Raw genomic sequence first — 23,335 nt, 5'->3', positions numbered from 1 at the left:
CGCTTGAATCGCCGGGCGCCGCCCCAAGCTACAATGTGCTTTGCCATCGACAGGGCGCCTCGCGCCCTGTTTCGTTTGCGGCCCGTCGATTCCATGGGGGATCGGGCCGTAGAGGCGTTCCTTTCCAACCGGTTCCTTCAATGATCAACAGTCTGCTTACTCGCGTTTTCGGTAGCCGCAACGAGCGCCAACTGCGCCAGCTCCACCGTATCGTCGCCAAGATCAATGCGCTGGAGCCGGAGATGGAGCAGCTCTCCGACGAGCAGCTGCAGGCCAAGACCCCGGAACTGCGCGGCCGCATCGCCGGCGGCGAGACCCTGGACAAGGTGCTGCCGGAAGCGTTCGCGGTCTGCCGCGAGGCCAGTCGACGCGTGCTGGGCATGCGCCACTACGACGTGCAGTTGATCGGCGGCATGGTCCTGCACCTGGGCAAGATCGCGGAAATGCGCACCGGCGAGGGCAAGACCCTGGTCGCCACGCTGCCGGTGTACCTCAACGCGCTGGAAGACAAGGGCGTGCACGTGGTCACCGTCAACGACTACCTGGCGCGCCGCGACGCCGCGCAGATGGGCAAGCTGTACAACTGGCTGGGCCTGAGCGTGGGCGTGGTGTACCCGGGCATGCCGCACAGCGACAAGCACGCCGCCTATGCCGCCGACATCACCTACGGCACCAACAACGAATTCGGCTTCGACTACCTGCGCGACAACATGGCGCTGTCCAAGGCCGACCGTTTCCAGCGCGGGCTCAACTACGCCATCGTCGACGAGGTCGACTCGATCCTGATCGACGAAGCGCGCACGCCGCTGATCATCTCCGGCCCGGCCGACGAGTCGCCGGAGCTGTACATCCGCGTCAATCGCATCGTGCCGCAGCTGGTCAAGCAGGAGTCGGAAGAGGGCGAGGGCGACTTCTGGGTCGACGAGAAGGGCAAGCAGGTGCACCTGTCCGAAGCGGGCATGGAGCACGCCGAAGAACTGCTGCGCGCCGCCGGCATCCTTGCCGACGAGGAAGACCGCCTGTACGGCGCGCAGAACCTGAGCGTGGTCCACCACCTCAACGCGGCGCTGCGCGCGCACGCCATCTACCAGCGCGACGTCGACTACATCGTGCGCGACGGCGAGGTGGTCATCGTCGACGAGTTCACCGGCCGCACCCTGCCGGGCCGGCGCTGGTCCGATGGCCTGCACCAGGCGGTGGAGGCGAAGGAAGGCGTGCCGGTGCAGCGCGAGAACCAGACGCTGGCCAGCATCACCTTCCAGAACCTGTTCCGCATGTACAAGAAGCTGTCCGGCATGACCGGTACGGCCGACACCGAAGCCTACGAGTTCCAGAGCATCTACGGCCTGGAAGTGGTGGTGATCCCGACCAACCGCCCGACCATCCGCAAGGACTGGCCGGACCAGGTGTTCCTCAACCGCCAGGGCAAGTTCAACGCGGTGCTGGCCGATATCGAGGACTGCGCCAAGCGCGGCCAGCCGGTGCTGGTCGGCACCACCTCGATCGAGACCTCGGAGATGCTGTCCGAGCACCTGCGCAAGGCCGGCGTGAAGCACGAGGTACTCAACGCCAAGCAGCACGAACGCGAGGCGCAGATCGTTGCCAACGCCGGCCAGCCGGGCGCGGTGACCATCGCCACCAACATGGCCGGCCGTGGTACCGACATCGTGCTCGGCGGCTCGCTGGAAGCCGAACTGCACGCGCTGGGCGAGGAGCCGGACGAGGCGACGCGCGCGCGCCTGAAGGCGGCCTGGCAGGAGCGCCACGACGCGGTCAAGGCCGCCGGCGGCCTGCACATCATCGGCACCGAGCGCCATGAGTCGCGGCGTATCGACAACCAGCTGCGCGGCCGTTCCGGCCGCCAGGGCGACCCGGGTTCCTCGCGCTTCTACCTGTCGCTGGAAGACAACCTGATGCGCATCTTCGCCTCCGACTGGGTGCAGAAGGCGATGCGCATGATGGGCATGAAGGAAGACGACGTCATCGAGGACAAGCTGGTCAGCCGGCAGATCGAGAAGGCGCAGCGCAAGGTCGAGGCGCACAACTTCGACATCCGCAAGAACCTGCTCGACTTCGACGACGTCAACAACGACCAGCGCAAGGTGATCTACGCCCAGCGCGACGAGCTGCTGGACGCCGAGTCGGTGAAGGAGAACGTCGACGGCATCCGCGACGACGTGATCTACGACCTGGTGTCGCGCTTCGTGCCGCCGAACTCGGTGGACGACCAGTGGGACCTGGCGGGCCTGGAAGCCACGCTGGCCAGCGAACTGGGCCTGTCGCTGTCGATCAGCGAGCTGGTCAAGCGCCAGGAGGAACTGGACGCGGACGGCATCGTCGAGAAGGTGCGCGAGGAAGTGGACCGCCATTTCCGCGAGAAGGAATCGGCGATCGGCAGCGAGACCATGCGCGCGCTGGAGAAGCACGTGATGCTCACCGTGCTCGACCAGAGCTGGAAGGAGCACCTGGCGCGGATGGACTACCTGCGCCAGGGCATCCACCTGCGCGGCTACGCGCAGAAGCAGCCCAAGCAGGAATACAAGAAGGAAGCCTTCGAGCTGTTCTCGGAGATGCTGGAGCACGCCAAGCGCGAAGTGGTGACCCTGCTGGCGCGGGTGCGCATCCGCAGCGAGGAGGAAGTGGCGGCGCTGGAGGCGCAGGAACGCCAGCAGGTGGAGGCGCAGCTGCGCCAGGCGCAGTTCCAGCACCAGGACGCCGGCGGTTACAGCGCCGACGAGGAAGCCGAGCAGGTGCAGGGTGGCGGCGCAGCGGCCCCGACCGTGGCGCAGGTGACCCGCGAGGCGCCGAAGGTCGGCCGCAACGATCCGTGCCCCTGCGGCAGCGGCAAGAAGTACAAGCACTGCCACGGCCAGCTGAGCTGAGCGCGCTGCTGCGCGATCGCGCAGCAGCCTCGCGGTTGGCGTCGCAGACTCGGCGCGGCCCTCGCTGAAGGGGCCGTGTCGCGGACGCGCTGCCGGCATTGGCCACGCTTTTGCGAACCGCCCCGCCTTGCGCGGGGCGTTCTGTTTCTGGGAGGGACGCGGGACGATGCGCTCGGCGGCGTGGCGTATCGCGCCTGCGGCGGGTAGGGTGGCCGATCTCGCCATTGCCTCTCGAGGCCTGCCGTGCAACCGTCCCCCAGCCTGGAACTGAAGGTGTTCGTGCCGGCGCGCGATGTCGCGCTGTCGGCGCGGTTCTACGCGGCGCTGGGATTTGCGCCCGAGCCGCTCGGCGACGGCCTGATCTGCTTCCGCCATGGCGATCGCTGCGCGTTCCTGCTGCAGGATTTCTACCACGAAGGCTTGGCGCACCATCTCGTCCTGCATCTGTGGGTGGAGGACGCCGATGCCTGGTGGCGGCGCCTGCAGGCGACCGACCTGGCCGGCCTCTACGGCGCGCGCCTGGGCGATCCAGAGGATCGGCCCTGGGGCATGCGCGACTTCACCCTGCACGATCCCGGCGGCGTGCTGTGGCGGATCGGTCACCGCCTGGACGCCTGAGCGAATGGCGCTGCGGACGCGCGCCGCCGCCGCCAGGCACGCGGCAGCACGGCGCCGAGCGGCGGGGCCGCCGCGCGGCAGGCCGGCCTGCGCACGCCTGACGCCCGCCCCGATCCTGGTTTTGTGCCGGCCTGGCAGGATCCGGCGATCAAGGCACGTCCTCGCGCAGCGCACCGCCTGGCCCTGGATCGCCCGGCTGCGCGGGGGCGGCCCTTCATGGCCGATCGCGCCGATGTGAACCGGGTTCATTGCGCTGGCGGCGCCGGAAACGGCAAGCTTGCGCCATGTCCGAACCGCTCAGATCCATCCATGTCGTCGCCGGCGTCATCACCGATGCGCGCGGCCGTATCCTGCTCGCCCGCCGCACCGAGGGCCGCGACCTGGCCGGCCTGTGGGAATTCCCCGGCGGCAAGCGCGAGCCCGGCGAAACCTCGGAGCAGGCGCTGGTGCGCGAACTGCAGGAGGAGTTGGGCATCGAGGCGGTGGTCGGCGACTGGCTGATGGAGGTGCCGCAGCGCTATCCGGACAAGCGGCTGCGCCTGGAAGTGCGCCAGGTGCTGTCGTGGAAGGGCACGCCGCGCGGCCGCGAGGGCCAGGCGCTGACCTGGGTGGCCGCGGACAAGCTGGGCCGCTACCCGATGCCGCCGGCCGACCAGCCGGTGGTGGCGATGCTGCGCCAGCCCGCCTGCTACTTGGTGACGCCGGAGCCGGCCGAGCCAGGCCCCTGGTTGACGGCGCTGGAGCGCGCGCTGGACGCCGGCGTGCGCCGCGTGCAGTTGCGCGCGCGCGGCCTGCCGGCCGAGCAATGGGCGCCACTGGCGCGGACCGCGGCGGCGCTGTGCGCGACGCGTGGCGCGCAGGTGCTGCTCAACCGCGACGTAGCGCTGGCGCAGGAACTGGGCGTGGGCGTGCACCTGGGCGCGGAGCAGCTGCCGCAGTGGCAGGCGCGTCCGCTGCCGGACGGGCAGCCGGTGGCCGCGTCCTGCCACAGTCTCGAGGAATTGCAGGCGGCGCAGCGCCTCGGTTGCGATTTCGCGGTGGTGGGACCGTTGGCCGCGACCGCCAGTCACCCGGAGGCCGCGCCGCTGGGCTGGGAAGCGTTCGAGCGCCTGCGCGAGCAGGTCGCCCTGCCGATCTACCCGATCGGTGGCCTGGCGCCGACCCAGGTGGCCGAGGCGCGCCGCCACGGCGGCCAGGGCATCGCCGCGATCCGCGGACTATGGCCGTTGGCGGCTGAGGTGGCATGAGTCGGGCGGCAACAACCGCTTCCCGCAGGAGTCGACTGTCATGCAGCCGCGACGCGCGAAGGGGCGCGCTGTCCGATGGCGCAATGCGTCGGGACTGACGTCCCTCCCACAGTGATCCTCCGACGAGGCTGGCGCCACACCTGTGGGAGCGGCTCCAGTCGCCACATCGGATCGCCGACACGCCGCGGCTAAAACTGCTCCTGCGCGAGGGGGAGGCGCGTACGGGCAAGTCGCCGTCGCGAATCCCCAATCCCCAATCCCCAATCCCCAATCCCCGCCTCTCAAAAACTGATCCAGAAACAGTCGTACTGCCGGCGCAGCCCCAACACGGTGGACGCCGGGGTAATGCTGCCGCTCAAGGTCTGTTGCAGGCGCAGGCCGGTCGCGCGCCGGCGCGGTGGGCCGTCGGTGCCGTCGCTGTCCGGCGTGCCCGGCATCGGCGTTTCCGCGGCTGCGGCGGGCGTGGCGGCCGCGGTCTCTGCCGCGTCGTCCGGCAATACCGGCACGATCGCGACCAGCGGACGGCGCACGATCGCGTCGAGCCGGTCGAGAATGCGTTGCGCGCCGGCGTCGGAGACGCCGTTCCACCAGTACAGCGCCGACAGCCGGTTGACGTCGCGGGTCGCCACCGCGGTGCGGATCTGCTGTGCCAGCACACTGAGTCGGCGCACGCACTGCGGGGGCGCCGGATCGCCGGTGCTGCCGCCGACGTTGCCGGGCGCGGCCGGTGGCGGCAGCCGGTCGATCGCGCCGACGTCCTCGCAGCGGCGATCGCTGAACACGGTGGTGCCGTCGGGGCCGCTGCAGCGGTTCACCCGCTGCGCCGCGGCGGGCAGCGCGAACATGCACAGGCACAGGAGCAGCGGCATCGGCGGAAGGGCGCGCATCGGCGCAGGGTAGCCGCAGCCGGCGTGACTGCTGAGCGAATGCCTTAGGAACGCCGGGATTGGGGATTGGGGATTGGGGATTGGGGATTCGCCAAAGCGGGGTCGGCGCGCATGTGCGCCGCTGTTGCCAACCCCCAATCCCGAGCGGCCGCACAGCGGCCGCGACGCTCAGCCGGCGCCGCCGGCTGAGCGCAGGCGCGCCAGCACGCTGGTGGTCGGCTTGGCCAGGTTGAGCGTGTAGAAATGCAGCCCGGGCGCGCCGCCGTCGATCAGGCGCTGGCACAGCGTGGCGACCACGTCCGCACCGAACTCGCGGATGGCCTCGGCATCGTCGCCGTAGGCCTGCATGCGCTTGCCGATCCAGCGCGGGATTTCCGCGCCGCACTGCTCGGAGAAGCGGCGCAGCTGGCTGAAGTTGGAGATCGGCATGATGCCGGGCACGATCGGGATCTGCACGCCGAGCTTGCGCACCGCGTCGACGAAGTGGAAGTAGGCGTCGGCGTTGTAGAAGTACTGGGTGATGGCCGCATCGGCGCCGGCGTCGACCTTGGCCTTGAAGTGGCGCAGGTCGCTGAGCGCGTCGTTGGCCTGCGGATGCGTCTCCGGGTACGCGCCCACTTCCAGGCGGAAGGCATCGCCGTGCTCGGCACGGATGAAGGCGATCAGGTCGGCGGCGTAGCGCAGGTCGCCCGGGTGGCCCATGCCGGACGGCAGGTCGCCGCGCAGCGCGACCAGGCGGCGGCAGCCGATGGCGCGATACAGCTTGAGCAGTTCGCGGATCTCCTCGCGGCTGCCGCCCACGCAGGACAGGTGCGGCGCGGCCTCGAAGCGATGGTGTTGCTTGAGGTGGCGCACGGTCTCGGAGGTGTAGCTCAGGGTCGAGCCGCCAGCGCCGAAGGTGCAGGACACGTACTCCGGCGCGTGGGCCTTCAACCGCGCGGCGGTGCGGTCGAGCTGCGCGCGCTGTTCGTCGGTCTTGGGCGGATAGAACTCGAAGCTGATGGCGGTCATGGGCGCAGCGCGGCGGGCAATGCGGTCAGTATATCTCTTCATCCGGATGGATGTGCAAGATGCGCCGGCCGCCGCATCGGCGCGGCCGCCGCCACCGCGCCGCCCGGATCGGCGATGCTGTCCCCGCTGTCCCCGCTGTCCCCGCTGGGCGCGCTGGGCGCGCTGGGCGCGCCTCAGGGCGCGCCGCTCCGGCGCACAGGCTCAGCGCTGCCACATCCGCGCCTGCCGCGGCGGCAGGCTGAAGGTGTAGCTGCCGCTGGAAATGCGCACCACGCTGCCGGAGCCCAGCGCATCGGTGTAGTCGACGTTCCAGCGCAGCACGCTGCCGTTCATCGGCACCGCGGCGTTGACGGTGTCGCCGCACTTGTTGATGCCGACGATGCCCAGGTCGCCGCGGCGGAACAGCAGGTAGCAGGCACCGTGCGCCAGCACCTGCATGTCGCGGCCCTGCGCGGCGTTGTGGAAGCCGACCATGCGCTTGAGGTCGTCGCGCTGGTAGGCGTTGACCCAGCGGTTGTCGCCGCTCTCGTTGTTGTCCGAGTACACCATCGGCACGCCGCCGTCGCGGCCGAGCAGGTAGGCGTAGGCCAGGGTCTCGTCGACCGGATCCATGATCGCGTAGCGGAAGCCGGCGTTGTTGGGGATGTCGTGGGTGATGGCGAAGGTCACTGCGCGCGCGCCCGGCAGCGCCTGGCCGTAGGCGCCCGGATCCACCAGCAGGTCCATGCTGCCGCCGTAGGCGAAGGCGTTGCGCACCGAATTGAACAGCGGGAAGTCGTAGGCCGCGTGCGGGGTGGCCTGCAGGTACGGCGCCAGGAACTGGTCGTAGTCGGCATTGCCGCTGCCGCCGCCGGTGATCACCTCGCCGAACACCAGCACGCCGGCGCGCACCTGCGCGTCGAGCACCTTGTTCAGATGGTCGAAGCTCATGTGCTTGGCCGCGTCGATGCGGAAGCCGGTCACGCCCAGCGCCTTCAGCGCCAGCAGGTAGTTGCGCTGCTGCTGCACCACCCAGTCGTTGCCGACCAGGTCCGGCAGGCCGGGATCGCCGCCGCCGCCGCAGATGCGGTAGGTGCGCACCTGGTAGGGATCGTTGTAGTCGGTGATGCACTGCGCCGGGCCGAAATCGCTGGCGCTGAGGAAATTCTGCGACAGGTCGCCGAACAGCCGCAGCGACGCATAGCGCTGCGGATTGGCGGCGTACTGGCCGAGCACCGCGCTGCCCGGGTAGTTCAGGTCCGCGCGCGTGGCCGCCTCGTTGGCCATGTGGTTGAGCACCACGTCGGCATAGGTCTCCACGCCGACCGCCTTGAGCGCCTGCACCATGCTGGCGAAGGCGTCGGTGTCGCCGAGCGGGTTGTCGATCAGGCGCATGTCCTGCGGCTGGTAGCGCGCCCACCAGGCGTCGCCCTGCGAGCGGTAGGCCGGCGCCACCAGCACCTTGCGGTAGCCGGCGGCGGCGATCTGCGCGGCGCGCGCCTCCACGGTGGCGTAGGGCCAGTTGAACGCGTGCAGGATGACGTCGGCCTGGGCGCTGGCGGTGGCCAGGAGCAGCAGCAGGCCGACCAGCAGGCCGCGCCAGCGATGCAGGCGCAGCAGACGATTTGCAGCGGATGGGACGCGCATCGTTCGATCTCCTTGTTGCGTGGGCACAGGCACGGCGCCTGCAGGACAGGGGCGTGAGGTCGCCGCGCGGCTGGCGTGCGGCGGGAGGATGCTAAGCGCGCATCGCGGCGCAACATGCGCGCGCTACATACGTATTCATGGCGACAGCGCGCGAAAGCGGGATCGGCATCCGCTTCCGCGCGGGTGCGTTACCGATGCCGGGTTTCCGTTGTATGCGGCGTCGCCGCCGGTGCGCTTTGCTACAGTCGCCGCCCTCACCTGTCGACGCGGAGCCGCCCCATGACCAGTGCAGCCTTCTATCCGATCGGAACCCCCGGCGTGCCCTGGGGCGCCGCCGAGAAGGCGGCCTGGCTGGCCACGCAGCCGCGCCGGCGCAGCTACCAGGACGAGGTGGTCGCGGCCATCGAGCGCCTGCGCGGGCCATGGGAGGTGGTCGAGTACGGCGAACTGGCGTACGCGCAGGCGCGCTATCCGCTGCTGGCGCTGCGCAGCCGCGGCTGGGACGATACGCTGCCGTGCATGCTGGTCACCGGCGGCGTGCACGGCTACGAGACCAGCGGCGTGCACGGCGCGTTGCAGTTCGCACAGCAGCATGCCGAGGACTACGCCGGCCGCGCCAACGTGCTGGTGGCGCCGTGCGTGAGTCCCTGGGCGTACGAGCGCATCCACCGCTGGAACGCCGATGCGTTGGATCCCAACCGTTCGTTCCGCGCCGACAGCCCGGCGCAGGAGTCGGCGGCGCTGCTGCGCCTGGTCGCGCCGCTGCGCGATCGGGTGCGCATGCACATCGACCTGCACGAGACCACCGACAGCGACGAGTCCGAGTTCCGCCCGGCGCTGGCCGCGCGCGATGGCGTCGCCTACGCGCCCGGCGGCATTCCCGACGGCTTCTACCTGGTCGGCGACAGCGACAATCCGCAGCCGGCGTTCCAGCAGGCGGTGCTGGCCGCGGTGGCGCAGGTCACCCATATCGCCCCGGCCGACGCCGCCGGCGAACTCATCGGCACGCCGCTGGCGGCGCCGGGGGTCATCAACTATCCGGTGAAGCGGCTGGGGCTGTGCGCGGGCATCACCGACGCGCGCTACACCACCACCACCGAGGTCTACCCGGACAGCGCCAGCGCCACGCCGCAGCAGTGCAACGCCGCACAGGTGGCGGCGGTGCGCGCGGCGATCGACTACGCCCTGGCGCATCCGTAGCCGCAATCCGGCTGCATGCCCTGTAGGAGCGGCTTCAGCCACGCAGGGCGTTACCGATAGCGCCTGTCGCGGCTGAAGCCGCTGCTACGTGGGGTTTCCGAACACCGGGGTTTGCCGGCGCGGCGACGGTGGCAGCGGTGGGCACTGGCCCTGCCGCGCGCTACGCTGGTGCGCCCTCGTTCGCCACGACGCCATGTCCATCGTCCTCACGCCGTTCGCCCGCACCCGCCTGTTCCCGCGCGATGGCCGCCGCAATGCGATCCAGGATTGCACGCCGGAGCAGTTCGAGCAGCACCTCAACGCGCATGCGCCGCTGCAGGTGCTGGACGGCTACGCGCCGTTCTGCAAGCTGCACGTGCACCGCAACTGGACCTCGACGCGCTGCCTGACCGTGCCGATCACCGACGCCAACCGGCGCCTGCTGCGTTCCGGCTACGAGGCGCGCAGCCGCGAGGAGTTGCCGGTGCTGGTGCGCTGGTTCGAGGGCGTCGAGCCGCCGGTGGCCGAGTACCTGCTGCCGATCCTCTACAGCCGCGCGCAACTCGCGCACGAGGGCGCGCCGATCGAGGCCGACTGGGGCGTGGTCGGTTGCCTGTACACCGCCGAGCCGCAGGAGATTCCGATGGCGCCGATCACCATGCTGCGCAATGCGCTGGGCGTGGAGGAGGGCGGCTCGGGCGTACCGCTGGATCGCGACGCCTATCGGCGCAGCGTGGCGTTCTGGGAACACAACGCCAACTGGCGTCCGTAAGCGCTGCGCGCGCCGTCCGCGCGCGCTGCCTTGCCGGCCGCACAGCGCGTTGCGTACGCGCCGCGCGCAGCTGCCCTTACTGCGCACGGGCGTGAGCGCCTGGCGCTCGGCCACGCACCTACGCAGCCGTCGTCATCCGTTCCCCGTTGCTGCTGTGCTGCTGTCGGTAAGCCGCGTTGCACCCGTGCACCCGGCTGTTCACCAGCGCAAACGTGCAGCAGGGAACTGCGCGCTACCGCGCGTTTTCACCGGGAACCTCTGCCCATTCATCGGCTTGGCGCGGAGCGGCCATCAAGTTTGCGGATGGCGGGACGATAGCCAGAGGGTGGGGCGCATGCAGCAGCACCCGGACGCGATGTCCGGCGGCGCGTCGTGGCCCGGTGGGGAAGGCGTCCCTGGCGGGCCATCGGCGACGGAGACGGCGCGGCGTGTGGCCCCAAGACCGTATCCCTCCCCCTGCCAAGGAAGTCGTCATGTCTACTCCCTCGCCGCATCGCCGTCGCGGCAGCGTCGCCAAACGCCTGATGCTGGGTACCGGCCTGCTCGCGCTGGCCTGCTTCGGCCTGACCGCGATGATCATCTACTGGCGCAGCAGCGACGCGCTGCTGTCGACCTCGCGCACCAGCATCGAGAACCTGGCGCAACTGGAAGCGCAGCGCGTGTCGCGCGAGATCGGCGTGGCCTTCGACGCCAGCGAGGCGCTGGCCAACAGCTTCCGCGTGCAGCACGGCGCCGGCGGCCTGTCGCGTGACACCGCCACGGCGGTGTTGCGCAGCCAGCTCGACGCGCATCCGCAGTGGCTGGGCATCAGCACCATGTGGGAGCCGGACGCGTTCGACGGCAACGACAAAGGCTTTGTCGGCGCCGAGGGCCACGACGCCACCGGCCGCTACATGACCTGGTGGTCGCGGCAGAACGGCACGCTGGTCCGCGAGGCGCTGCGCGACTACGAGAAGCCCGGCGACGGCGACTGGTACCTGCTGGCGCGCAACACGCACAAGCCGGTGGTGATCGAGCCGTACTACTACCCGGTGGCCGGCAAGGACACGCTGATGACCACGCTGGCCACGCCGATCCTGGAGAACGGCCGTTTCCTGGGCGTGGTCACCGTCGACTTCACCCTCGATACCCTGCAGCGGCGCATCGCCGCGCTGCGGCCGATGGGCGAGGGCTATGCCAGTCTGCTGTCGCCGCGGGGCGTGGTGATGGCCAGCCGCGATCCGCAGCAGGTCGGCAAGACCCGCAACGACGCCTGGTCGAAGGACATGCTGGCGCGCGTGGCCAAGGGCCAGGTGGTGTTCGACCATCGCCGCAGCGACGGCGAGGACGCGCTGAGCGTGTTCGTGCCGCTGAAGATCGGCGATGCGCCGCAGGCGTTCGCGCTGGGCATCTCGGTGCCGTACGCACTGGTGATGGCCAAGGCGCGCGCGCTGTTGTGGACCATCGCCGCGGTCGGCCTGCTTTCGGCGCTGTTGCTGAGCGGCGCGCTGTACCTGCTGCTGCGCCGGCAGGTGCTCGACCCGCTGGCCGAGGCGGTGCGGGTGTCCTCCGCGGTGGCCGCCGGGCGCCTGGACAGCCAGGTCCGGCACCGCCGCGACGACGAACTGGGCCAGTTGCTGGACGCGATGGGCAGCATGCAGGCGCAGCTGCAGGCGGTGATGCAGGCGCAGGCGGAGATGGCGCAGCGCCACGACGCCGGCGAGATGAGCTACCGGATGGACGCCGCGCGCTTCCCCGGCGAGTACGGGCGCATGGTCCACGGCACCAACGCGCTGGTCGCCGCGCACGTGGACGTGCAGCGGCGCCTGGTCGAGGTGATGGCGCAGTACGCGATCGGCAACATGCAGGTGGACATGGAACCGCTGCCGGGCGAAAAGGCGGCGATCACCGAGGCGATGCGCACGACCAAGCGCAGCCTGCAGGCGATCAACCAGGCCATCACCGAACTGGCGCAGGCCGCGGCCTCGGGCGATTTCTCCCGGCGCGGCGACGCCGAGCGCTTCCAGTACGACTTCCGCGGCATGGTGGTCGGGCTGAACGGCCTGATGGAGCTGACCGAAGGCAACCTCTCGGCCCTGTCGGCGCTGTTGCGCGCCGTGGCCCAGGGCGATCTCACCGCGCGCATGCACGGCGAGTTCCATGGCGTGTTCGCGCAGATGCGCGACGACGCCAATGCCACCGTGGAGCAGCTGACCGGCATCGTCGGCCGCATCCAGCAGGCCACCACCGCGATCAACACCGCCGCCAGCGAGATCGCCGCCGGCAACGACGACCTGTCGCGCCGCACCGAGCAGCAGGCGGCCAATCTGGAAGAGACCGCGGCCTCGATGGAGGAACTGACCGCCACGGTGAAGCAGAACGCCGAGCATGCGCACCAGGCCAACCGCCTGGCCCAGGACACCGCCGACGTGGCCTCGCGCGGCGGTTCGGTGGTCGAGCAGGTGGTGGAGACCATGTCCGGGATTTCCGACGCGTCGAAGAAGATGGCCGAGATCATCGGCGTGATCGACGGCATCGCCTTCCAGACCAACATCCTGGCGCTCAATGCCGCGGTGGAGGCGGCGCGCGCCGGCGAGCAGGGCCGCGGCTTCGCGGTGGTGGCGAGCGAGGTGCGCGCGCTGGCGCAGCGCTCGGCGACCGCCGCGCACGAGATCAAGGGCCTGATCGATGCCTCGGTCGGCAAGATCGACGACGGCACCGCGCTGGTCAACGGCGCCGGCGACACCATGCGCGAGGTGGTGGCCAGCGTGCGCCGGGTCACCGACATCATGCGCGAGATCGCCGCCGCCTCGCAGGAACAGAGCGCCGGCATCGAACAGGTGGGCAAGACCATCGTGCAGATGGACGAGGTGACCCAGCAGAACGCCGCGCTGGTCGAGGAGGCCACCGCGGCGGCGCGGGCGATGGAGGATCAGGCCGAGGAACTGCAACGCGCGGTGGCGCTGTTCAAGCTCGCCGCGCCCGCGTCGGGCCGGGCGCGGCTGGAACTGGTGTCGTGAGGCCGGCGCGTACGGTAGCGCTGGCTGTGGCGCTGGGCAGCGCCGCACCGGCCTGGGCCGGGACCGCCAGCGCCAATCTGGCGGCGACCTCGAACTACGTCTCGCGCGGGTTCGAGCAGAGCTGGGGCCGGCCGGTGCTGCAGGGCGGGCTGGACGTGGCCAGCGACAGCGGTTGGTTCGCCGGCACCTGGGCGTCGGGGGTGAGCCCGTACTTCATCGAAGGCGGGCACCTGGAGTGGGACGTGTACGCCGGCTACGCGGCCAGCCGCGGCGACTGGGGCTGGCGCGCCGGGGTCTACCACTACGCCTATCCCGGCGCGCGCATGAGCGCCAGCGGCACCCGCTACGACTACGGCGAGGCGATCGTCGCCGGGCGCTGGCGCACGCTGGAGTTGTCCTACGCCAGCACCTGGACCCGCGACTATTTCGGCTACAACAGCGCCACGCTGGGCGTCGGCCAGGGCCGGCATTCGCGCGGCTCCGGCTACCTGGCATTGGACGCCACGCTGCCGCTGGCACCGGACTGGCAGGCGAGCGTGCATGCCGGCCACCAGCACGTGCGCCATTTCGCCGACTACGGCTGGACCGATGCGCGCCTGGGCCTGAGCCGCACCTGGCGCGGCACCGAGTTCGCGCTGAGCTACGCGCGCGCCTGGAACAGCGCCGGGGTGTACCGCCGCTACACCACCGGCGTGGCCGACGGCGACGGCCGGGTGCATGTGTCCAATCCGATCGACGGCGCCTGGGTGTTCACGATCAAGCGCAGTTTCACGCTGTAGCGGACGCGGCGCCCTTCGCCGCCAGCAACGCGCGCAGGTGGTGCTGAAGCGTGGTGCGGTCGCCATCTGCGCCATGCGTTGCGCATGGAAGCGACCGGCAGCAGACCGCGCCGCCCGCCGTCGTAGCGGGGCGTTCCGCGCGCGCGAGGCGAACTGGTGGCCGCGCCTCGATGCGCCGGACACGGGGCGGAAGCGGGGCGCTGGCAGGGGACGGGCAGCCGAGGCCATCGCACTCCGCGGAGCGCTTGGGCAGTCGCGCCGCCGCCACGTCGACGCGGTCGCGCGGCAGGCACGCTGGCCGCGCCGGGCAGGGCAGGGCAGGGCAACCGCCGCCAAGCATTGACGTCAGTCGCCAAAGTAAATAAGAATCGTTTTCTTTTGTTCAGGGGCGAGCCACGCGCGTCGAAGCGGCCCCACGCCGCTTCGCTCGGGGGTCGCATGCTTCTCCATCGGGATTCGCTCGGTCAGCTCTACCGTGATCATCAGCCCTGGCTGCAGCGCTGGCTCGCCGGGCGCCTGGGCTGCCGCGACGTCGCCGCCGACCTGGCAAGGGACAGCCGACGTGGCTGTACGACCTGCCGGCCACCGACTTCGCGCGCCGGTGGAACGCACGCCTGTCCACGCAGACGCGGCTTGCGCTGGGGCCCGGCGAACTGCTGTGGAGCAATTTCCTGCGCTACCGCGCCGGCTTCCGCAACATCCTGCAGCGCGGCAGCGCCGACTACCAGGGACAGACCCTCGACGTCTATGCCGACGTGGTCTATCCGCGCTCCTTCAGCCTCGATACCACCCTGGAATACAGCGTCGAGCTGCCGCGCGCGCAACAGGTCTACGCGCGGGTGGAGGCGATGAACGTGCTCAACCGGGCCAACCCCATCGTCGGCGCCGGCAGTTCCGCCTACTACGAAGCCGGGCGCAGCTATTGGCTGGAAGCCGGTTACCGCTTCTGATGCGCGAGTGCGTACATGAGCGGGCGCCGGCCGATGCGTCGCAGGGAGCGGCGCGCGGCCGGTGCAGGCGCGTGCGGCGGTACCGCCTTGCGCTGCTGCTGGCCGGCCTGGCGGCAGCGCCGCAGGCGGTCCCGCCGGCGCCGGCGGCCGCCGCAGCGGAGGCCGATGCGGCGTTGGCGTACTGCCGTAGCCGCATCGCGGCGAGCGCAGCGACGATCGACTATGCCTGCCTGCGCCGGGTGTATGCCCAGCCCATCGCGCAGTGGCCGGCACCGCAGGTGGCCGACGGTGCGCAGTGGAGCGAACTGGCGCCGCTGCCGGCGAGGGCCCCGGAGCCGCCGGACAATCCCGGCACGCCGGACAAGATCGCCTTGGGCCGCCTGCTGTTCGAGGACCCGCGCCTGTCGCGCTCCGGGCAGATCGCCTGCGCCAGTTGCCACGACCGCGAACTGGGCTGGGGCGACGGCCGCAGCGTGCCGTTCGGCAACGCCCGCCAGCGCGGGCGGCGCAACGCGATGAGCGTGGCGATGGCGGCCTATGCGCAGCCGCTGTTCTGGGACGGACGCGCGCGCACCCTGGAAGAGCAGGCGCTGCATCCCATCGTCGATCGCAAGGAAATGGATTTCGACATCGCCGCGCTGTTGCGGCGGCTGAACCGCAGTGCGGACTACCCGGCGCAGTTCCAGCGCGTGTTCGGGACGCGGCGCATCGACGCGCCGCGGCTCGCGCAGGCGCTGGCGGCGTACCAGCGCAGCCTGGTCCCGCGCGCCAACCGCTTCGACCGCTTCCTGGAGGGGCGGCGCGACCTGCTCAGCGACCAGCAGGTGTGGGGGCTGCATCTGTTCCGCACCCACGCGCGCTGCATGAACTGCCACAGCGGGCCGGCGCTGACCGACAACGGTTTCCACAACCTGGGCCTGCATTTCTACGGCCGCGCGCGGCAGGACCTGGGCCGCTACGAGGTCACCGGCGATCCCGCCGACAGCGGCAAGTTCCGCACGCCCTCGCTGCGCGGCGTCGGCAAGACCGGGCCGTGGATGCACAACGGCGGGTTCGCCGACTTGCGCGGCATCGTCAACCTGTACAACGTCGGCATGCCGCGGCCCAAGCCCAGGCCGGCGCAGCTGGGCGACCCGCTGTTTCCGCAGCCGGACCCGCTGCTGCAACCGCTGGACCTGCACCGGAGCGAGCTGGAGGCGATCACCGCGTTCCTGGATACCTTGTAGGCGCCGCTGCGCCCGGACTGCGCACGCGCGAGCGGGGCGCGGGCACGCGCTGCGCCGGAGCCTGCAGCGGCCGCTCTGCCGCGCGCCAGCACCGGCGCCGGCTCAGCGCAGGAAGAATTCGACCGGAACGTCGACTTCGACCGGGTCCGGCAGCGTGTCCGGCGCGCGCGGCAGCGGCTGCGCGCGCAGGAAGGTCTGCAGGGCCTCCTGGTCGAGCAGGGCGTAGCCGCTACCGTGGCGGATCGTCGCCGACAGCACGCGGCCTTGCCGGTCGAGCCGCGCACGCACGTAGGCCACGCCCTCCTGGCGGCGATTGCGCGCCTGCCGCGGGTAGCGGCGGAACTGGTGCAGCCGCGCCAGTACCTTGCCTTCCCAGTTCGGGTCGCTGCTGCCGGCCGCCTGCGCTGCCGGCGGCAGCGGCGGCGAGGACGGCGCCGCCGCCTCCGCCGCCTGCGGCGCATCGGCAGTGGCGGCGCTGGGATCGGTGCCGGGGTGGTGCGCCAGCGCATCGGCCGCGGGCTGCGGCAGTGGCGGCGATGCCGGCAATGGGCGCGCGGTGGGGCGCTGCACCGGCGGGGGCTGCACGGCCGGCGGTCGCCGCGCCTGCCGCGTCGCCGCGTGTTCCGGGCGCGGTTGTGGCGCCTCCTTCGGCGCCACCGGCATCGGCGGCGCCGCAGGCGGCAGCAGGGTCAGGCGCATCCGCACCGATTCCTGGGGCGGCGGCAACGGCGGTGGCGCCGTGGCGATGCCGAACAGCAGCCACGCCAGCGCCAGATGCGCGCCGATGGCGATGCCGGCCGCGAGCGCACGCGGCAGGGCCTCGTGGCGCCAGGTCGAGCGGGAAGGGACGGTGGCCGCGGCGAACGCCATGTCTGCGGATTAATGCGAATGATTATCATCCAATGATAGCGCAGGTGCGGATGCGGTGCAGGCGGGCGAGAGGGTTGCCTGCGCATCGGTCGGCTTGGTGAGGGCAGTGGGGGCGGCCGTGCGGGGCAGAACGCGCTGCCGTTGACACCGATCACCCTATTGCGCAACGCGCTGGAGATGGAGGACGGCGATGAAGGCGTGTTGCCGGATCGCGAGCGATCGGCGCAGCGTGGCGTGTTGGGGAGGCCGACGCCAACTGATGACGATGACCATGATCGCGCCGCTGGCGCTTCATGTGTCCGTGGATCAGCGGAACAAGTGCGCCTGGATTCCCACGAATGCACTGCGAATGTCCGCAACGCTGCCAAGTATCCGCTTGGCGTCATTGACACCGCCGTAGCGAATCCGCAAAACATCGCCGATCTTACTACTGGCCAGCTCTCCGGTCCCATTGCGCGCGTAGTTGCCCAGCACGTACTCCAGGAACGAACGCATCTCACGCTCGTATCCACCAAGGCCGGTGGACATGGCGGACTGTACCCTCTGCATCCGGGATAGGGGGGCGAGGGTGAACCGCACGTAGGCCAGTACGTCGAAGATGTCGCTGTGCGGCGCATCGATCAGGCGCTGCATGTCGTCCAGACGCTCGCTGTCGTAACCCAGATCCGTGAGGCGTTGCAGAAAGGCTTCGCGCCGGTCCGGATCGCTCCAGATGGCGCGCAGTTGGTCTTCATCCTTCACCAACGCATTGAGGTCGCCGAAGAGTTGCTGCATGAACTCCTGAGCGGTGATCATCCTGCCGTCGTTGGACCAATACGTGGTCGCGGCAATGTAGTGGATGCTGCGTTCGCGGCCATCGGAGAGCTTGACCACGACCCGCTTGTGCGGCTCGGGTTCGCTGACACGATCACCATGCGCGCCAGGCGCTTTCTCGCGTGGCGGCCGTGGTTCGTGTGGCTCGGACGAATCATCCGGCGGCAGCGGCTCGCCATCCCACGCCGGATCGTTGAAGTGCGCATAGGCCTTCACAAAGTCGTAGATGGTGAAGTAGTCCTTGCCTTCGAACGTGCGCGTGCCGCGCCCGATGATCTGCTTGAACTCGATCATCGATTTGACCGGGCGTAGCAGCACGATGTTGCGGATGTTCAGTGCGTCCACGCCTGTGGAAAGCTTCTGCGACGTGGTCAGGATGGTCGGCAGGGTCTTCTCGTTGTCCTGGAACTCGCGCAGGTGGCGCTCGCCCAGTTCACCGTCCTCGGCAGTCACTCGCTCGCAGTAGTGCGGGTCGGGGGTGTCCTTGATCTGGTTAATGAAGTTTCGTACCCGCGCAGCGTGCTCCTGGGTGGCGCAGAACACCAACGTCTTCTGCCGTTGGTCGATCTGGTCCATGAACTCCTGCACGCGGCTGCGCTCGCGCTGGTCGATCACCAGCCGGGTGTTAAAATCGGCTTCGGTGTAGACGCGGCCGCGCTCCAACTCGCCTTCCAGCACCACATCGCCCTCCGAATAGGTGTATTCGTCCAGGGTCGAGGCCATCTGCCGCACCTTGAACGGCGTCAAGAAGCCGTCGCTGATGCCTTGTTTCAGTGCATACGTGTAGACCGGCTCGCCGAAGTAGGCATAGGTATCGCCATTGACATCCCGTTTGGGGGTCGCGGTCAGGCCCAACTGCACGGCTGGCTTAAAGTACTCTAGGATCGCGCGCCAGGTGCTTTCGTCACGCGCACCGCCGCGGTGACACTCGTCGATGACGATGAAGTCGAAGAAGTCCGGTTCGTAGCCTTCGAAGGTGAACTGAGCAGCTGCGGACTCGTCTTCCGCATCGCCACCGCCGGTCATGAAGGTCTGGAAAATGGTGAAGAACACGCTGGCATTGCGAGGAATGCCGCCTTTCCTGCGAATCTTTTCCGGCCGGATCCGACACAGTGCATCCGGTGGGAAAGCGCTGAATGCGTTGAAGGCTTGGTCGGCCAAGATGTTGCGGTCGGCCAGGAACAGGATCCGCGGGCGGCGCACCGGATCGCGGCTCAGGTTCCATTTGGCATGGAACAACTTCCAGGCGATCTGAAACGCAATGGATGTTTTGCCAGTGCCGGTGGCCAGGGTCAGCAGAATGCGGTTGCGGTCCCTTGCCATCGCCTCCAGCACCGCGGTGATTGCGTTGTGCTGGTAATAGCGCGGTTGCCACTTGCCGCTGCCGGTCTCGAACGGCACCGCGCCGAAGCGCTCGCGCCAGTCGTTGCCGTCTGGAAAGCAGTGTAACCAGAGTTGTTCCGGCGTCGGGAATGGCAGGGCGATGTCGCCTTCTACGCCGCTGCGCATGTCGATGCGATACCAGCCGATTCCGTTGGTGGCATAGGCAAACCGTGCCTGCAGCCGCTCCGCATAGTCCTTGGCCTGACCGGCGCCCGTGGTATGGCCCAGCCCGGCGCGCTTGGCTTCGATTACAGCCAGTTTGCGGCCGCGGTAACTCAGCACGTAATCCGCCAACAGCGCAGTGCCGCGCTGGCCACCGCCGAGGATACGGCCTGGGCAGATCAGTTCGCGATGAACCTGCGCGCCATCTACCACGCCCCAGCCCGCATCACGCAGCACCGGGTCGATGCGGTTGGCGCGCGTGTCTGCCTCGGTTTCACGTGTCGCGTGCATAGCCCGCCTCGCGTTGTGCGCGGATCGCCAGGACAAAGACGGTATCCAGCGCGGTCACATACAGGTAGAGCGCAATGTATCCGCTAGCGCCTCGGCCAATGACCAGTTCACGCAGATCTCTGCGTGTCAGACGCCCGATCAGTGGACTGTCCGTGAGTGCGTTAGATGCGCTGACGATCTCGCCAAGACACGGATGGACGTGTTCGGCTTGGTGCTGTTCCAGAGGGCTGATGATGCGCCGCAGTTCCTCGTTGACAGAGGGCAGGAACTCGACGCGCGCCATACTATTTCGCGAACAACTTGCGGGGGGCGGGAGGTGAAGTCTCCTTGCCCTGACTGCGCTCAATCAGATGGCTGCGCATGTCTTCCCAGGAAATGCTCTCGCCGGTCTCCAGCAACTCGCCCCAACGGCGTTCGGCCTCTGCATGGAAGTCTGCGTGGCGCTCGGCCTGCTCGGCTTTCTCGGTAATTGCTTCCAGGATGAAGTCGTGCGCAGTGGTGTCAGCCGCTTCCGCGGCCTTGGCGACGCGGGCCTTGAGCGCATCCGGCAGTCGGATGGTGGTGGTGCTCATGCGGGGCTCCCAACAATGGGGGTAAAGATTAATGTAGCACGGGTGTGGTACGGCTGGCAGAACCAGCGAGGCTTCTAGGTCAGCTGGCCAGAGAAGGCGGCCTGGAGCAAGGACTGGCGCAATTGCGACAGGTCTTTCAGTTTGGCTACATAACGTGAGCGCACCGAGCCAACGTTAATCGAAAGTGCATCCAATTCACTAACAATGCGCGCTTGCTGAGAGCGATCAGGAACCTCTATGACAAGCTCTCTCACCATTTTGCATGTCAGGTGAGGGACCGTAGATCCAGTGCGGATTCGTTGAAATTCGGCCTGTAGCAATGGCGTATTAAGCACAGCCGAAAGATATTTTCCAGAGACAAGTTCTTCCCTTGGCGTCATTACGATCATGGCATGGCAGTTATGTCCGTGATGCTCCCTTGGCACTACAGCGCAGTGTCCGATGTGTCCACTTTGAACCAGAAGTACGTCACCCTGCTTGAGTATTGATTTTTTTTGCTTTTGATTGAACTCTGGAGTGACATGCGTTCGGCCGTCGAAGTTCAGGGCGCCGTTCCGAACATGTCGTGCCAACAGATAAGGAACTCCGTGCTCTTGATAGATATCCCGAGTAGGTCCGACATAGCCATTCGTTAGCCGGGAAGTCACCTCGCAAAGACGGAGTGTTTGCAAGGCACCGACTGCTTTACCCGCGATAACTTTTGCGGATGCCTCCCCCAGCAACTCATTCACGTCTCTTAGATTCGCCTCTGCATTGGCGCGGATGCGGTCGAGGGCAGCGAAGGTCTGATCCAACGTCGCGACGATGCATTTCTGCCGTTCGACCGAAATGCTTGGAAATGGCAGGCTTTTGATAAAAGGTAGCGTTACACCTTGGACGGTCGCCCCTGTTCCCGCGGCGACAATTTCGTCTGCCACGCTTTGTAGCCAATACAAGAGGAATCTCCGATCAACTGCATCATCCTGTCGAGGGATTAGTGCTCGTATATCCTGATTTATTGCAGTGTCCTGCATCAGGATACACGACTTCCCTAGGCCAACACGGGTGGCCATGATGACTTCGCCCGCAGGTATCAACTTCGAAGAGGATTTTTCCAATCCAAGGTCGGTTATTGAGTGTTCCGTTGAAGATAAATGACTTGAGGCCATATCACGGATGGTGGCCCAAGGAATATCGCCTCCGTAGTAGGAGGCCTCCTGCTTTGATGGCGTTCCTCCTCCAACGATCTCAAAAATTTCTGCGAGCGGCTTGCTCATCCACGAGGAACGCGGCGCGTCAGCACTCACAACAACGCCCTCACCTGAGCCAGCAACTGCACCGTTTCTGCATCCCGCGCCAGGATATCGTCAATGATCTGCAGCGGCGTGCGCTGCGCTATGCCCTTTGGGGCATGAGGGTTCTTGACCGACAGGTCGCAGGTGGTGGCATTGACCTCGGCGACGTCGATCGTCCAACTCTTCTCGCTGCCCGCCTTGGTCTTTTGCAGTGCCACGAACTCGTCAAGATCCGCATCGTTCAGGGGTGTGGTTTTGCCCATCGAACGGCCGGGGTCGAGCTGGTAGTACCAGACCGTGCGTGTCGGAGCGCCCTTGTCGAAGAACAGCACCACGGTCTTGACCCCGGCCCCTTGGAAGGTGCCGGACGGGCAGTCGAGCACGGTGTGTAAGTTGCAAGTGGTCAGCAGTTCGCGGCGCAGCTCCACGCTGGCGTTGTCGGTGTTGCTGAGGAAGGTGTTCTTGATGACCACCGCACCACGACCGCCAGCTTTCAGCTTGCGGATGAAGTGCTGAAGGAACAGGTAAGCCGTCTCCGATGAGCGAATGGGGAAGTGTTGCTGCACTTCCTTGCGCTCGCCGCCGCCGAAGGGTGGATTGGCCAGCACGATGTCGTGGCGGTCCTTCTGCTGGATGTCCAGGACGTTCTCAGACAGCGTGTTCGCGTGTCTGATATTGGGCGCGTCGATGCCGTGCAGGATCATGTTCATCACACCCAACACGTAGGCCAGCGATTTCTTCTCCTGCCCGTAGAAGGTGTGGCGCTGCAGTGTGTCCCAGTCCTTGGCGGACAGATTATCGCGGCGCAGGTGCTCCCAAGCCTCACACAGGAAGCCCGCGCTGCCGCAGGCGCCATCGTAGATGGTCTCGCCGATCTGCGGCTGCACCACCTGGATCATCGCGCGGATCAGTGGGCGTGGCGTGTAGTACTCACCGCCGTTGCGGCCGGCGTTGCCCATGCGCTTGATTCGCGTCTCGTATAGTTCGGAAAGTTCGTGCTTGGCTTCGGAGCTGCCGAAGCTCAGCGTGTCGACGATCTCTAGCACGTCGCGCAGCGTGTAGCCGGAGCGAAAGCGGTTAGAGACTTCCGAGAAGATCTCGCCGATCTTGTACTGCAGGCTGTCGGCCTGCACGGTGTTGTCCTTGAACGACTTGAGGTGCGGGACCAGCTTGCTGTTGACGAACTCGATGAGATCGCTGCCAGTGCGAGCATTCGGGTCCGGCTTGCCATCCCTGGTCTTCGGCGCGGCCCAGTCCTGCCAGCGGTAGGGCCGGGTCAGGATCGGCGCATAGGACTTGCCCTTGAGCGTGGCCTCATCCGCCCACTCGTGTTCCATATCGTCCAGGTACTTCAGGAACAGCAGCCACGAGGTCTGCTCAGCGTAGTCCAACTCGGAGGCCAGGCCTTCGTCGTTGCGCATGGCCTTGTCGATGGCATTGAAGGCTTGGGCGTAGGCGTTGTGGCCGCCGCGCTCGGTGTTCGCGTTCCCGCGCTTGGCGCGTGGCGTGGGCGGCGTGGTTTCACGCGGCTTGACAGGTGCGAGCTTGGTCCAGGCGATCGAGACAGAACCACCACGGCCGCGGCCGGGCACGATGCGGCCTTGCTCGATCAGGTGCGCCTTGACCCGTGCATAGGTGCTGTCGGCCCAGCCCAACTCGCTGCCCAGTTTGCCGTTGCCTGCGGAGCCACCCAGTGACTCCAGGGTCTGGATGAATCGTTCGGCTTGTGTCTCCAGCGACATCGGGTAGATGCTCCAGGGGTCTGATCGGGCGGGCATTATCGCAGCAGACGGG

The 23,335-nt window shown here is 68.1% G+C and carries 19 protein-coding genes; 9 read left to right on the top strand and 10 right to left on the bottom strand.

The genetic code is table 11. The annotated features are described in order from the left end of the window. The first annotated feature begins 140 nt into the window (after positions 1-140). From secA to AC1PME_RS17360, 3 genes are all read left to right on the top strand, one after another. The gene (secA, locus tag AC1PME_RS17370; RefSeq protein WP_254459096.1) at positions 141-2,882 is read left to right on the top strand and encodes a preprotein translocase subunit SecA; all 2,742 of its coding nucleotides are present in this window, start codon (positions 141-143) and stop codon (positions 2,880-2,882) included. A gap of 243 nt (positions 2,883-3,125) precedes the next feature. Further along, the gene (locus AC1PME_RS17365) at positions 3,126-3,500 is read left to right on the top strand and encodes a VOC family protein (RefSeq protein WP_254459095.1); all 375 of its coding nucleotides are present in this window, start codon (positions 3,126-3,128) and stop codon (positions 3,498-3,500) included. A 284-nt stretch (positions 3,501-3,784) separates the two neighbouring features. Continuing rightward, entirely contained in the window at positions 3,785-4,747 is a 963-nt protein-coding gene (locus AC1PME_RS17360) for a Nudix family hydrolase (RefSeq protein ID WP_481096533.1), read from the top strand. A 281-nt stretch (positions 4,748-5,028) separates the two neighbouring features. Here AC1PME_RS17360 and AC1PME_RS17355 read toward each other — a convergent pair whose 3' ends face one another. From AC1PME_RS17355 to AC1PME_RS17345, 3 genes are all read right to left on the bottom strand, one after another. Next, positions 5,029-5,634: a DUF4124 domain-containing protein gene (locus AC1PME_RS17355; RefSeq protein ID WP_481096532.1), complete on the bottom strand. Its 606-nt coding sequence runs from the start codon at positions 5,632-5,634 to the stop codon at positions 5,029-5,031. Between the two features lie 168 nt (positions 5,635-5,802). Next, positions 5,803-6,645: a methylenetetrahydrofolate reductase [NAD(P)H] gene (gene metF / locus AC1PME_RS17350; RefSeq protein WP_254459092.1), complete on the bottom strand. Its 843-nt coding sequence runs from the start codon at positions 6,643-6,645 to the stop codon at positions 5,803-5,805. Between the two features lie 201 nt (positions 6,646-6,846). Further along, a complete protein-coding gene (locus tag AC1PME_RS17345) occupies positions 6,847-8,217 on the bottom strand; it encodes an alpha-amylase family protein (protein ID WP_481098140.1) in 1,371 nt (456 codons plus the stop codon). Positions 8,218-8,550: 333 nt separating this feature from the next. Here AC1PME_RS17345 and AC1PME_RS17340 point away from each other — a divergent pair, with 333 nt between their 5' ends. From AC1PME_RS17340 to AC1PME_RS17325, 4 genes are all read left to right on the top strand, one after another. Further along, entirely contained in the window at positions 8,551-9,471 is a 921-nt protein-coding gene (locus AC1PME_RS17340; protein ID WP_481096531.1) for a M14 family metallopeptidase, read from the top strand. A gap of 193 nt (positions 9,472-9,664) precedes the next feature. After that, positions 9,665-10,222 (top strand): DUF3228 family protein, encoded by a 558-nt coding sequence (locus AC1PME_RS17335; protein ID WP_254459090.1) that lies wholly within the window; start codon positions 9,665-9,667, stop codon positions 10,220-10,222. A 473-nt stretch (positions 10,223-10,695) separates the two neighbouring features. Then, complete coding sequence (locus tag AC1PME_RS17330) at positions 10,696-13,221, top strand: methyl-accepting chemotaxis protein (RefSeq protein WP_481096530.1); 2,526 nt, start codon at positions 10,696-10,698, stop codon at positions 13,219-13,221. Beyond that, positions 13,218-14,000 (top strand): TorF family putative porin, encoded by a 783-nt coding sequence (locus tag AC1PME_RS17325; RefSeq protein WP_481096529.1) that lies wholly within the window; start codon positions 13,218-13,220, stop codon positions 13,998-14,000. Before AC1PME_RS17330 ends, AC1PME_RS17325 begins: the two co-directional genes overlap by 4 nt. Positions 14,001-14,345: 345 nt before the next feature. Here AC1PME_RS17325 and AC1PME_RS17320 read toward each other — a convergent pair whose 3' ends face one another. Next, positions 14,346-14,483 (bottom strand): hypothetical protein, encoded by a 138-nt coding sequence (locus tag AC1PME_RS17320; RefSeq protein WP_481096528.1) that lies wholly within the window; start codon positions 14,481-14,483, stop codon positions 14,346-14,348. A 272-nt stretch (positions 14,484-14,755) separates the two neighbouring features. On the opposite strand from AC1PME_RS17320, the gene AC1PME_RS17315 reads away from it, so the two are divergent. Next, complete coding sequence (locus AC1PME_RS17315; protein WP_481096527.1) at positions 14,756-14,950, top strand: hypothetical protein; 195 nt, start codon at positions 14,756-14,758, stop codon at positions 14,948-14,950. A gap of 71 nt (positions 14,951-15,021) precedes the next feature. Then, on the top strand, positions 15,022-16,176 hold the full coding sequence (locus tag AC1PME_RS17310; protein ID WP_481096526.1) for a cytochrome-c peroxidase: 1,155 nt from the start codon (positions 15,022-15,024) through the stop codon (positions 16,174-16,176). Positions 16,177-16,278: 102 nt separating this feature from the next. On the opposite strand, the gene AC1PME_RS17305 is transcribed toward AC1PME_RS17310, so the two are convergent. The 6 genes from AC1PME_RS17305 to AC1PME_RS17280 form a co-directional block, all read right to left on the bottom strand. After that, a complete protein-coding gene (locus AC1PME_RS17305; protein WP_481096525.1) occupies positions 16,279-17,046 on the bottom strand; it encodes an energy transducer TonB in 768 nt (255 codons plus the stop codon). Between the two features lie 306 nt (positions 17,047-17,352). Next, positions 17,353-19,695, bottom strand: a complete 2,343-nt coding sequence (gene hsdR / locus AC1PME_RS17300) for an EcoAI/FtnUII family type I restriction enzme subunit R (protein WP_481096524.1) — start codon at positions 19,693-19,695, stop codon at positions 17,353-17,355. After that, a complete protein-coding gene (locus tag AC1PME_RS17295) occupies positions 19,679-19,978 on the bottom strand; it encodes a type II toxin-antitoxin system RelE/ParE family toxin (RefSeq protein WP_481096523.1) in 300 nt (99 codons plus the stop codon). The genes hsdR and AC1PME_RS17295 overlap by 17 nt, the downstream gene beginning before the upstream one ends. Position 19,979: 1 nt before the next feature. Beyond that, on the bottom strand, positions 19,980-20,267 hold the full coding sequence (locus AC1PME_RS17290) for a CopG family ribbon-helix-helix protein (protein ID WP_481096522.1): 288 nt from the start codon (positions 20,265-20,267) through the stop codon (positions 19,980-19,982). A 74-nt stretch (positions 20,268-20,341) separates the two neighbouring features. After that, positions 20,342-21,523: a restriction endonuclease subunit S gene (locus tag AC1PME_RS17285; protein ID WP_481096521.1), complete on the bottom strand. Its 1,182-nt coding sequence runs from the start codon at positions 21,521-21,523 to the stop codon at positions 20,342-20,344. A gap of 26 nt (positions 21,524-21,549) precedes the next feature. Continuing rightward, the gene (locus AC1PME_RS17280; RefSeq protein ID WP_481096520.1) at positions 21,550-23,283 is read right to left on the bottom strand and encodes a class I SAM-dependent DNA methyltransferase; all 1,734 of its coding nucleotides are present in this window, start codon (positions 23,281-23,283) and stop codon (positions 21,550-21,552) included. Positions 23,284-23,335: the final 52 nt, after the last annotated feature.

It is taken from the genome of Xanthomonas sp. NCPPB 901, assembly GCF_056725085.1.
This window is presented reverse-complemented; position numbering and strand designations above follow the sequence as displayed.